Annotated in this window: 11 protein-coding genes; all 11 read right to left on the bottom strand. The window is 47.4% G+C overall.

The window, feature by feature from the left end; genetic code table 11:
- Positions 1-9: 9 nt before the first annotated feature.
- Positions 10-1596, bottom strand: coding sequence for a flagellar basal-body MS-ring/collar protein FliF (fliF, locus tag NST83_RS10060; protein WP_137062719.1), 1587 nt, complete (start codon positions 1594-1596; stop codon positions 10-12).
- Positions 1597-1631: 35 nt separating this feature from the next.
- Complete coding sequence (gene fliE, locus NST83_RS10055) at positions 1632-1946, bottom strand: flagellar hook-basal body complex protein FliE (RefSeq protein ID WP_137062718.1); 315 nt, start codon at positions 1944-1946, stop codon at positions 1632-1634.
- A 39-nt stretch (positions 1947-1985) separates the two neighbouring features.
- Positions 1986-2438, bottom strand: a complete 453-nt coding sequence (gene flgC / locus NST83_RS10050) for a flagellar basal body rod protein FlgC (protein ID WP_137062717.1) — start codon at positions 2436-2438, stop codon at positions 1986-1988.
- Positions 2439-2444: 6 nt separating this feature from the next.
- On the bottom strand, positions 2445-2852 hold the full coding sequence (flgB, locus tag NST83_RS10045; RefSeq protein ID WP_137062716.1) for a flagellar basal body rod protein FlgB: 408 nt from the start codon (positions 2850-2852) through the stop codon (positions 2445-2447).
- A 407-nt stretch (positions 2853-3259) separates the two neighbouring features.
- Positions 3260-4660: an ATP-dependent protease ATPase subunit HslU gene (gene hslU / locus NST83_RS10040; RefSeq protein ID WP_137062715.1), complete on the bottom strand. Its 1401-nt coding sequence runs from the start codon at positions 4658-4660 to the stop codon at positions 3260-3262.
- A gap of 36 nt (positions 4661-4696) precedes the next feature.
- Entirely contained in the window at positions 4697-5239 is a 543-nt protein-coding gene (gene hslV, locus NST83_RS10035; protein WP_014281071.1) for an ATP-dependent protease subunit HslV, read from the bottom strand.
- Positions 5240-5265: 26 nt separating this feature from the next.
- Positions 5266-6606 (bottom strand): FADH(2)-oxidizing methylenetetrahydrofolate--tRNA-(uracil(54)-C(5))-methyltransferase TrmFO, encoded by a 1341-nt coding sequence (gene trmFO, locus NST83_RS10030; RefSeq protein ID WP_342417486.1) that lies wholly within the window; start codon positions 6604-6606, stop codon positions 5266-5268.
- Between the two features lie 27 nt (positions 6607-6633).
- Positions 6634-8736 (bottom strand): type I DNA topoisomerase, encoded by a 2103-nt coding sequence (gene topA / locus NST83_RS10025; protein WP_137062713.1) that lies wholly within the window; start codon positions 8734-8736, stop codon positions 6634-6636.
- 217 nt (positions 8737-8953) lie between these two features.
- Positions 8954-10072 (bottom strand): DNA-processing protein DprA, encoded by a 1119-nt coding sequence (dprA, locus tag NST83_RS10020; RefSeq protein WP_342417485.1) that lies wholly within the window; start codon positions 10070-10072, stop codon positions 8954-8956.
- 229 nt (positions 10073-10301) lie between these two features.
- Entirely contained in the window at positions 10302-11231 is a 930-nt protein-coding gene (sucD, locus tag NST83_RS10015) for a succinate--CoA ligase subunit alpha (protein ID WP_137062711.1), read from the bottom strand.
- A gap of 49 nt (positions 11232-11280) precedes the next feature.
- A complete protein-coding gene (gene sucC / locus NST83_RS10010) occupies positions 11281-12441 on the bottom strand; it encodes an ADP-forming succinate--CoA ligase subunit beta (protein ID WP_137062710.1) in 1161 nt (386 codons plus the stop codon).
- Positions 12442-12561: the final 120 nt, after the last annotated feature.

Below are 12561 nucleotides of genomic sequence, written 5' to 3'. Positions count from 1 at the left end.
AACTCACCTCTATTCGTCAGCCAGCCATGTACGAAGCAGATTGACGAATTCGTCGGGTTTCTTTTTCGCCAGACTCTCAAGCTGTTTACGCACTTGACTTTCATTTGTCACACTTTCCATGGTAATGGACGGGAACTCCGTCGGTGTTGGCATAAGTTGCAGATCTTCATCTAATTCTTCTTCCTGCTGCTTACGACGACCGCGAACAATCAGGAAAATTACGCCTGCCAACAGTGCCAGTACAGCAGCCCCGATGCCCCATACCCAAGGGTTGGAAGCTGAGAAAAACGTGTTGGTGTTCGCTGGCGTCGGTACGGATTGAGAGAACACTGAAACTTTTTTGGCTAAATCAGCGTCTGTAATAGTAACCCCGGAATTCGCTAATGAAGCTCTTACGATATTAACCAAGATGTTTTGGATTGCGGCCTGAGTTGCTGTATCCAAAGTTTGCTGCCCCGTTGGTGGTTCAACTGCTACATTAATGGTTAAATCTTTTACAGTGTAAGGACTTTGGATAATGTCCTTGGCAATTCGGTTAACTTCGTAATTAATTGTGCTTGAGCTCTTATCTGAGCTTGTATTGCCCGAATTGCTTCCTCCAGGGTAACCAGGTACATCCTGTGTTCCTGTGCCTGCGACTCCTCCGGTTTGTCCACTACTACCAGTGTAGCTTTCCTGAATTTGCTGGGCGCTGATTTCAATGCCCTTCATTTTCGCTTGATCAACTGGTGTGACCAACTGCTCTTTCGACGTTACTTTGTCGAAATTTAGCTGGGACATAACCAGCACATTCACTTTGTCTTCGCCAACAATTTTCGACAAAAATTGTTGGACATTATTCCTTACATCGCTCTCAAACTTCTTCTGCAGAGCCATGTTTTCCTCAACACCACTGGAGAGACCTCCCTGACCGCCCTTGGCCGTTGGAATCAGTTCATACTCCTTATTGGTGATGGTAATGTTTTCTACAGGCAAATTCGGCACTGCCGTCTTTACCAGATTAAAGTATCCGTCGATGGCTTGCTGATTTGGCGTAAAGCCAGGTTCAAATTCCATTTGAACCGAAGCAGAAGCTTTGTCCTTTTCTTCAAGCCCGGCAAAAATGTTTTCCTTCGGCATATTAATGACAACTTTGGAGCTTTGGACACCATCCATCCGTTCCAACAGTTGCTGCACTTCGCCGTTCAATGCGTTATTGTACTTCACATTGAACTCGTTCTCCGTCATACCAATGGCCGAGGAGGACTGGTCAAAGGCACTCATGCCGATTGAACCCTTCTGAATTAGGCCCTGAGACCCAACATCTACCTTTGCCTTATCCGCGTTTGCGGTTGGGACTGCGATTTGCGTCCCGCCAGCATTGAGCTGATACGGAATACCCGCAGAATCGAGATATTTAATGACCCCGGCAGCATCGTTTGCGTTTAAATCCCGGAAAGCCACTTCATACTCGGTTTTGGTAAACTGCATCGTTAGCACTACAATGGCAATGATGATGAATGCCAATGTCGAAACAAGTAATATCTTCTGTTTTTTACTGAAATTATTCCAATACCCGGAAATCTTATCCCGATATTGGGCGATTCTCTCGTTCACTCTGTCACCCCATCCGAAACTTTGCTAGACCCTCTTTACATCTGTGTACGCATGATCTCCTGATAGGCTTCAATCGCTTTGTTTCGGACCTGAGTAGTAAGCTGCAGAGAAAGCAGCGCTTGTTGGGAAGTGATCATGACCTGATCAACATCAACTTTTCCCGCCATGAACTGGTCGGACATCGTGTGTGTAGCGGCTTCCTGCTGCCCCACTTCATTGAGCGCATCCTTTAGGAACGAACCAAAATCCTTCAAGGATTCGGAGGGCGTCGATTTCGTCAACTCATTGTTAGGCGATTGAGTTTGCTGTATTGCCGGTGTCTGTACATTAAACATGGCGTTCTGAATCATGTTCTACTCTCCCTATTCTGTAGTTAGTAGTCCTGGAACTTAGCGACCGATTTCAAGTGCCTTGGAAACCATTGCCTTGGATGCATTCAGAGCTGTTACATTGGCTTCGTAAGAGCGTGTTGCGGAAATCATGTCTACCATTTCTTTCATAATGTCTACATTAGGCATATACACATAGCCATCTTTATCAGCATCCGGGTGACCCGGATTGTACACAGGCTTCAAAGGTGACTGATCTTCCTGTATTTGTGAAACCTTGACGCCAGCGGCTCCTGTGCTATTTCCATCCATTTGAGCCTGCAAAACATCGGCAAACCGAGATTGGTTAGGCTCCAAAACAACCGTTTTTCTCCGATATGGAACCGCCTGTCCATTCTCCACTTTTGCCCGGGTTGTCTCTGCGTTGGCAATGTTGCTTGATATGACATCCATCCGCAACCTTTGGGCCGTAAGAGCAGATGCGCTGATATCAAAGCCGTTGTTAATCTTCACCTGGTCCTATCTCCCTTCTACCGCTGTTCTCATCATTTTGATGCGTTCACTAATTTCTTGGATATAGGTATTATATCTCAGTTGATTCTCAGCCATAAGGCTCATTTCTCTGTCAATATCCACGTTATTCATATTGTTGTTCATGACAGAATACCCATCTTTGGTAACCACAGCATCTGGAATGGAGTTCACAGGTCCTATCTGAAAATGTTTCACATTGGTTACTTTTCCACGTAATGGTGTCACGTCGCCACCCATTTGCTGCTGAAGTAATTCTTCAAATGAAACCTCTGAACGCTTAAAATACGGGGTATCCTCATTGGAAATGTTGTTGGCCATCACGCGTTGTCTCGTATTTGCTGCCTGAACACCTGCCTGAAGTTTTTGAAAGCTCATATCACCCAGCAGATTCATTTAGCTCCTCCTTCCAGCGTCTACTCCAAAGTAAGATTCAATAAAACAAGATTTTTCACTTTTTTTCGACAATAAAATTTCATAATTATACATTTCTCTTAGGTCTTAAGTAGAAAATAATTGCTTCCTGTCATATATTCTAAGTTTCGTAGAGTTGGGACCTAATTACAATAAGAAAAAAGCCCTATCTTTTTTAAAAAAGAGGGCTTTCGATGCATAAAATGTTAAATTTTTCAGGTTTTTTTCAATGAAATGAATGTTTTTTTAGCACTTTGCACCTGTAAAAGATTATACGTCCTACTTTTGGAATAGACAGTAAAATCATCTAAGGAACGTTCATCTAGGTCTATATGACGGTGCAAGATAGTGTTATTCTAGCCAACGCATCCTATTTTAAAAGCTTCTACTCATAAAATATACTGACTAAGGTCCCTGTTTTGGGCAATATCACCCAGCTTCTCCCGAACATATTCCGGGGTAATGAGCATGCGGTCCAAAGTAAGCTCTGGAGCCTCGAAGGACAAATCCTCCAACAACTTTTCCAAAATGGTATGCAAGCGGCGCGCACCGATGTTTTCCGTGTTCCGGTTTACTGACTCGGCAATGCTGGCAATTTCGCGAATGGCTTCCGCCGAAAATTCCACTTCAATCTCTTCGGTACGAAGCAAATCCGTGTATTGCTTGGTCAGCGCATTTTTAGGCTCTGTCAGTATAGACACAAATTCATCCAATGTGAGGCTGCTCAGTTCAACACGGATTGGAAAACGTCCCTGCAGCTCAGGGATCAGATCAGAAGGCTTGGCAACATGAAAAGCTCCAGCGGCGATAAAAAGAATATAATCTGTCCTTACCGGGCCGTATTTAGTCATAATGGTAGAACCCTCGACAATAGGCAAAATATCGCGCTGGACACCTTCTCTAGATACATCAGGACCACTGCCCTTGCCCTGACTGGCAATCTTGTCGATTTCATCAATAAAAATGATACCGGATTGTTCAGCACGTTTCACCGACTCCTGAATGACATCATCCATGTCGATCAGCTTGGCAGCCTCATCCTGAATGAGCACCTTGCGGGCCTCCTTCACCGGCAACTTGCGCTTTTTGGTCCGCTTTGGCAGAAAGCTTCCGAACATTTCCTGCATATTCATACCCATTTGCTCATTTCCCTGCCCAGCAAACATATCCAGCATATTGGGTGCGGTATCCTCCACATCAATCTCAATAACTTCATCCTCAAGCTTGCCGGACAATAGATCGAATTTAGCCTTACGCCGTTTCTCTGCCAAGGATGTGTCCTGTTGCGGGGGTTCTTCCTCTACCGAATTCCCGGTGTTATTGCCAAACAGCATTTCAAAAGGGTTGCGTTGGGATTTATTTGATTTCTCCGCAGGTACAAGAATACTGACAATCCGTTCATTCGCCATATCCTCGGCTTTGTCCTTCACATTCTCCGTCCGCTCCGCTTTAACGATGCGAATCGAAATTTCCATCAAGTCACGCACCATGGATTCTACATCCCGGCCAACATAACCCACTTCTGTGAACTTAGTCGCCTCTACCTTAACAAAAGGAGCTCCCACGAGCCGGGCCAGTCTGCGTGCAATTTCGGTTTTACCCACGCCCGTTGGACCGATCATCAGAATATTTTTGGGCACAATTTCATCCCGGATATCATCCGGCAGCTTGCTGCGCCGATAGCGGTTGCGTAAGGCAACGGCAACGGATTTTTTAGCCTGCTTCTGTCCGACAATATATTTATCCAGCTCGGATACAACTTGTCTGGGCGTCAACGATTGATTATTCATTTTGCACTCCTCCACCCTTGAATACTCAGAGCCGATTTACAGTTCTTCCACGATAATCTGATTGTTCGTATAAACGCATATTTCCGAGGCAACCTCCAGCGCTTCCCTGGCCATATCCTTTGCCTCCATACCGGAGCCATGACGCTTGAATGCGCGCGCCGCCGCCAATGCAAAATTGCCGCCTGAGCCGATCGCAAGCACATCATCGTCCGGCTCGATAATTTCACCGCCCCCGGAAATGAGTAGCATTCCGGATTGATCCATAACAATCATCAAAGCCTCCAGCTTACGCAGGATACGGTCCTGCCGCCAGTCCTTAGCCAGTTCCACCGCAGCCCGCTGAAGATTGCCATGATGTTCCTCCAGCTTGTTTTCAAACTTTTCAAACAATGTGATGGCATCCGCCACTGAACCAGCAAAACCTGCGACTACCTGACCACGGTATAATCTGCGTACTTTTTTCGCCGTCTGCTTCATGACGACACTGTTACCGAACGTTACCTGACCATCACCGGCAATAGCTCCTTTGCCATTGTGGCGTACAGCACAGATGGTGGTAGCATGAAAGGACATATCCATAACGCGCTCCTCCTTTTCCTTCATCCTTATGTCTGTACTTCCTCTGACATAACTGCCGCTTCGTTGATATAACCCCGCAAGCTTTCCAGCGCACGGTTAGCAAGCGCTTCGTTCTTTTCCTTCTTGTTGCGGATGCGTGTCTCCAGCTTTGGCAGCAGACCGAAATTTGCATTCATCGGCTGAAAATGCTTGAAATCAGCGGTTGTGATGTAACGGGCCATACTGCCCAGTGTCGTTTCCGCAGGGAATACAAACATTTCTTGTCCACGCGCCGCACGGGCTGCATTCATCCCCGCCAGCAAACCCGAGGCCGCAGATTCTACGTACCCTTCTACTCCAGTCATTTGTCCGGCAAAGAACAGATTACTTCTGCCTTTGAACTGGTAGGTCGGATGAAGCTGCTGTGGGGAATTAATAAAGGTGTTGCGATGCATTACACCATAACGCACAAACTCTGCATTCTCCAGGCCCGGTATCATGGAAAATACGCGCTTTTGCTCTCCCCATTTCAAATGAGTCTGGAAGCCAACCAGATTGTACAGTGTACCCGCCGCATTATCCTGACGAAGCTGCACAACAGCATATGGCAGCTCTCCTGTATGCGGGTTCACCAGACCGACTGGTTTCATCGGCCCAAACAATGCCGTCTGCTTACCGCGTTGCATCATCACTTCAATGGGCATACAGCCTTCGAAATATATTTCTTTTTCGAATTCCTTAACTTGTGCCACTTCAGCCGTAATCAGCGCCTCATAAAAAGCATCAAATTCCGCTTCATTCATCGGACAGTTCAAGTAGGCTGCTTCTCCCTTATCGTAGCGGGAAGCCAGATAAACCTTACTCATGTCGATAGAGTCCTTCTCCACAATCGGGGCCGCTGCATCGTAAAAGTAAAAATACTCTTCTCCCATCAGCGATTTAATCTGCTCCGACAAAGCCGGAGAAGTTAAAGGCCCGGTAGCAATGACCACAATCCCATCCTGGGGAATTTCCTGAAGCTCCTCATTGACCACCTCAATAAGCGGATGTTGATGAAGGGTATCTGTAATATGTCCGGAAAATCCATCACGATCCACCGCCAGCGCACCACCTGCCGGAACAGCATGACGATCTGCGGCATTCAAAATCAAGGAGTTTAATATCCTCATTTCTTCTTTAAGCACACCTACCGCGTTGGTCAAACCATTTGCCCGTAAAGAATTGCTGCACACCAGCTCGGCAAATTTATCTGTATGATGCGCCGGTGTCTTAACAACCGGTCTCATTTCATATAGCTGGACAGGCACACCACGGCTTGCGATCTGCCAGGCAGCTTCGCTGCCCGCCAAACCTGCTCCGATGACTGTTACCTTTTGTAGTTCACTCACGTTTAAATCCCCCTGCTATTGTTGTTCTTATGAAGTCTCTACACCCTCGTCGCTCTCTTCCAGCATTTCACTGTGATCGCAGACAGTACAGTTGAGCTTCGTTCCCTGTTTGGTACGTTTTTCGACCATTAGGCCACTACAGCTTGGGCAAGGCTTAATGGAGGGTTTATCCCAGGATACAAAATCGCATTCAGGATAACGGTCACATCCATAAAAGATACGTCCTTTTTTACTCCGCCGTTCCACCACATGGCCCTCACCACACGTAGGACAATTGATTCCGATATCCTTGACAATCGGCTTCGTATTACGGCAATCCGGGAATGCCGAGCAGGCCAGAAATTTACCAAAGCGGCCAAGCTTATACACCATCGGGCTGCCACATTTGTCACAAATGACATCGGATTCTTCATCCTTTATCTCAATTTCCTTCATTTCTTCCTCTGCCACTTCCAGACGCTTCTCAAACGACTCGTAAAAGTCACTCAAGACCTTGACCCAGTCTCCTTCGCCTTCTTCTACGTGGTCAAGATCACCCTCCATATTGGCCGTGAATTCTACGTTCAGAATCTCAGGAAAGAATTCCTCCATCTGCTCGATGACCAGTTCTCCCAGCTCGGTAGGGAAAAACTTCTTCTCTTCAATGGCGACATAGCCACGCTTCTGAATAGTTTCCAGTGTCGGTGCATACGTACTCGGACGCCCGATACCCAGTTCCTCCAGCGTTTTCACCAGTCGTGCCTCTGTATAACGGGGAGGCGGTTGCGTGAAATGCTGCTTCGGCTCAACCGATTCCTTTTTCAGCTTGTCGCCCGGTTTAAGCGGCGGCAGCAGCTTATCTTCTTCGGTTTTGCCATCGTCATTCCCCTCCACATACACTTTCATGAAGCCTGGAAAACGAACCTTCGAGCCGGCTGCCCGGAATATAGTCTCACCCGCTTCAATATCAACAGACAAGGTATCCATAATAGCGGAAGCCATCTGGCTGGCCATAAAACGCTCCCATACCAGTTTGTACAAACGGAACTGATCCCGGCTCATAAACGGCTTAACCGTTTCCGGGTCACGCAACGCGGAGGTTGGACGAATCGCTTCATGCGCATCCTGGGCGTTGGCCGCTTTTTTGGAATATTGACGAGGACTTTCAGGTACAAAAGCTTCGCCATATTTCTGAATAATGAATTCCTTCGCTTCCTCTTGGGCCGAAACGGCTATTCGTGTGGAATCCGTACGCATATACGTAATCAGACCCACGGTTCCTTCTTTGCCCAAGTCCACACCCTCATACAACTGCTGGGCCACGGACATCGTTTTGGATGCACGGAAGTTAAGTTTCCGAGCCGCCTCTTGCTGCAAGGAGCTAGTCGTGAATGGTGGAGAAGGATTGCGCAAACGCTCTTTCTCTTTCACATCACGAACCTTATAAGACGACTTGCCGATAGCCTCCAGCACTTCTTGTACATCCGCTTCGCTGGAGAGCTCTTTCTTTTCGCCACGAAGCTGATGGAATTTCGCCTCAAAGGTACTGTCCTTAATCGCCAGTTTAGCTGTGATTGTCCAATACTCTTCCGGTACAAACTCATTAATCTCGTTTTCACGGTCCAGGATAATTTTCACGGCAACCGACTGCACGCGCCCTGCGGACAAGCCCTTCTTTACCTTTTTCCAAAGTAATGGACTGATTTTGTAGCCGACAAGCCGATCAAGAATCCGCCGTGCTTGCTGGGCATTGACTAAATCCATATTGATTTTGCGCGGTGTTTTAAATGCATCCTTGACGGCCTGCTTTGTGATCTCATTAAATACAACGCGGCAGTCTGCTGTATCGTCCAGATCCAGCGCATGCGCCAAATGCCAAGCGATAGCTTCGCCTTCGCGATCCGGGTCAGCCGCCAGATATACTTTTTTCACTTTTTTTCTGGCATCCTTTAATTCTTTCAAAATCGAGCCTTTACCTCGAATGGTAATGTATTTGGGATTAAAATCATTTTCGACCTCTACGCCGATCTGACTCTTTGGCAAATCCCTGATATGACCCATGGAAGCCTTGACGATATATTTGCTGCCCAAGTATTTGCCGATCGTCTTCGCCTTGGAAGGCGATTCCACGATGACGAGTGAATCCGCCATAGGCTCTTCCTCCTCTCAATTACGTACAACTAGGATAGACTTCCTGAAATGTGGTGAGTTATAGCGCGAAGACGCTCCGAGCTATAAAGTCAACACATTTCAGGAAGAAGGGAGGGAACAGGAATCCGCTGTGCGGATAAATATCAAAACTCCCATCCCCGGTTGTTTAATACTGAATTTGTACAATTACTACATTAAGGATTTGCAAAATTAACTATTAAATAAGTTTGTATTTTGTACCCGTAAGCTGGGCGATCCTTTTTTTTATGATTAACGATAACAGAACTGAGTGTAAAAGTCCAAAATCCCATGCAGTTGCTTCAAGCAGTTCATCCAGTGTCATGGTTCCTTGCTCCAGCAAAAGCACGACACGCTTTTCCTCGGGTGTCTCACTCGCTGGTGCTTTGGAGACCCCATTCACATCCAGACCCTGCTCTCTATTGTATGAAGAAACATCCCTTATACGCAAATCGGCTACGTACTCCTCTACAATATCCGAAGCTTCGGTGACCGTTTTAGCCCCTTGCTTAATCAGGCTTAACGTACCTCTACTCTTCGGTGATGTAATCGGCCCCGGAACGGCGAACACATCTCGATCCGCCTCCAACGCAGCATCGGCTGTAATTAGGGAACCGCTTCTTACATCTGCTTCCACCACAACGGTTCCCTGTGTCAGACCAGCAATGATCCGGTTACGCTGCGGAAACATTCCCGGATGCGATCTGGTACCTGGTGGATATTCCGATACAATCAAGCCTTTGCTCGCCATTTCTGCAAATAAAGATGCATTTTGGGGCGGGTAAATTTGATCAATCGCCGTGCCAAGAACCCCTATCGTATTTCCTCCCCGGCGCAGGGCGGCTTCGTGGCATATACTGTCGATCCCTCTCGCCAATCCACTGACCACTGTAATGCCCGCATCACACAATCCTTCTGTCAGCATCTCGGCCGCTCTGCGTCCATAAGCCGTAGGAATTCGGGTCCCCACCATAGCTACAGAGCATGTATGCAAAAGTGAAACGTCCCCTTTCGTATACAATACCCAAGGCGCGTCGACCGTTTCCTTCATTAATAGGGGGTAATCCTCATCCACATAAGTAATCACTCCGATATCGCCAGATCGAACGCGCTGACATATTTCATGTATCCAATCTTCATCGTAACGCTGTGCTGCCATACGGGCCTGGGTGGGATTTAATCCTACTTCAACCCAATTCTGCTCGCTAAAATGCAGCAGTTCATGCAGCCGATAGTCACTCGACCAAATACGCTGAATTGTTTTTCTACCGATACCCTCTAATTCATGCAAACCCAGCAAAAGCCATCTTTCTTCCAAACTGCGGTTCCCCCATTCACGGGAAGAGTGAACCCTCCCTTATTTTGTGGCACAACGTATTATTTTGCAAGCGTTTCCCCGATAAGCCTGTCTCAACGCAAAAAAAAGCAACCTTTTTATCCCCTGTTTAAGAAGACAAAAAGGTTGCTTACCTTTCTTTCATTATACACTAGCAAGCGGCAAATTTCGATGCTATTTTACTGCTTGTATATTAATGAAGAAACACGATTTAATGTGTCGTACATAAATTCAAAATACCACGTGCTTCCAGCACACTGACCAGCGTCGAGCCCATCTCGGAAGGCGTTGGTGCCACCTTGATACCACAGGCTTCAAGCGTAGCGATTTTCTCCTTGGCAGTTCCTTTTCCACCGGAAATGATGGCGCCCGCATGCCCCATTCGTTTGCCTGGAGGCGCAGTCACACCGCCGATAAAACCGACCACCGGTTTCTTCATATTGTCGCGAATCCACTCGGCAGCTTCCTCCTCGGCTGTACCGCCGATTTCTCCGATCAGAATGACAGCATGCGTGTTAGGATCTTCATTGAAGCGCTGCAAAATATCAATAAATTCCGATCCTTTAACCGGGTCCCCACCGATACCTACCGCAGAGGATTGTCCAATGCCACGAGTGGTCAGCTGATGCACCGCTTCATAGGTCAGCGTGCCACTACGTGACACAACGCCTACATGGCCCGGCAGATGAATGTAACCCGGCATGATGCCAATTTTACACTCTCCAGGTGTAATTACGCCTGGACAGTTAGGGCCGATCAGAACGGTCTTTTTACCTTCCATAAATCGTTTGACCTTGATCATATCAAGCACCGGAATGCCCTCGGTTATACAAATAACGAGGTCTAACTCTGCATCCACAGCCTCCAAAATGGAATCCGCAGCAAAAGCAGGCGGTACATAAATAACACTTGCTGTCGCGCCTGTAGCAGCCTTCGCTTCGCTGACTGTATTAAACACAGGCAGCTTGACCTGCTGTCCGTTCTCCAACGTAATTTCCACCTCGGTGCCGCCCTTGCCTGGTGAGGTGCCTCCTACCATCTGTGTGCCATAATCAAGCGCACCCTTGGCGTGGAATAACGCCGTTTTTCCCGTAATCCCCTGTGTAATCACCTTTGTATGCTTATCGACCAAAATACTCACGATCTTCACATCCCCTATCGTTTATTCGGCATATCGGAATGCAAACAGGCTATTGAACAAGTTCGACGATTTTCTGGGCACCGTCCGCCATGGAATCAGCCGCCACGATGTTCAAACCAGATTCTGCCAAAATCTGTTTACCCAACTCGACATTCGTACCTTCGAGACGGACAACAAGCGGACGTGTCAGCCCCAATTGCTTGGCAGCCTCCACCACACCGTTCGCAATGATGTCACACTGCATAATTCCGCCGAAAATGTTCACAAAAATGCCCTTTACCTTCGGATCGGACAAAATGATTTTGAACGCTTCGGTTACCTTTTCTGTCGTCGCACCGCCCCCTACGTCCAGGAAGTTGGCCGGATCGCCACCGTAATATTTGATAATGTCCATCGTCGCCATTGCAAGACCTGCGCCGTTGACCATACACCCAATATTTCCGTCCAATGCGATGTAGCTCAAATCGTATTTGGAAGCTTCGATTTCTTTCTCGTCCTCTTCGTCCAGGTCACGCAGCTCCAAAATATCCTTATGACGGAACAGCGCATTAGAGTCAAAATTCAGTTTGGCATCCAACGCCAGCACATTCCCGTCACCTGTGACGACTAACGGATTGATCTCTGCAATCGAACAATCCTTGTCCACAAAAGCTTCATAGAGCGCCTGCATGAACTTAACCGCCTTGTTTACCAACTCATTCGGGATGTTAATGTCATACGCCAGCTTGCGCGCCTGATATACCTGAAGCCCAATCGCCGGATCAACAACCGCTTTAAAAATTTTCTCCGGAGTAGCCGCAGCTACCTCTTCGATTTCCGTACCGCCTTCTTCCGAGGCCATGATCACGACACGTCCGGTCGCACGATCCACGACAACACCAACGTAATACTCTTTACGAATATCGCAGCCTTCCTCTACCAAAAGGCGTTTAACCTCTTTGCCTTCAGGCCCGGTCTGATGTGTCACCAGCACCTTACCCAAAATTTCTGAAGCATAAGTGCGCACTTCATCCAAGCTTTTGGCCACCTTCACACCGCCGGCTTTACCACGTCCACCAGCATGAATTTGCGCCTTTACCACCGTAACAGCGCTTCCAAGCGATTCTGCTGCAGCAACGGCTTCCTCCACCGTATAGGCAACCTTACCGTTCGGTACAGCCACTCCGTACTGCTTCAATACTTCTTTACCCTGATATTCATGGATATTCATTCTGGAATCCTCCTATCAACATGACTGCAACAAGGGCGGTTCACAAGGAAATCTATACTAAACCTACATCATTGTAACATGTTTTTAAAACGCTTTCCTTATATTTTAACGTTATGAATT

This window comes from Paenibacillus sp. FSL R10-2782, from assembly GCF_038592985.1.
In the GTDB taxonomy this organism is placed as follows: Bacteria; Bacillota; Bacilli; order Paenibacillales; family Paenibacillaceae; genus Paenibacillus; species Paenibacillus terrae_C.
Note: the sequence above shows the minus strand (reverse complement) of the source record. Positions and strands in the feature narration are given on the sequence as shown.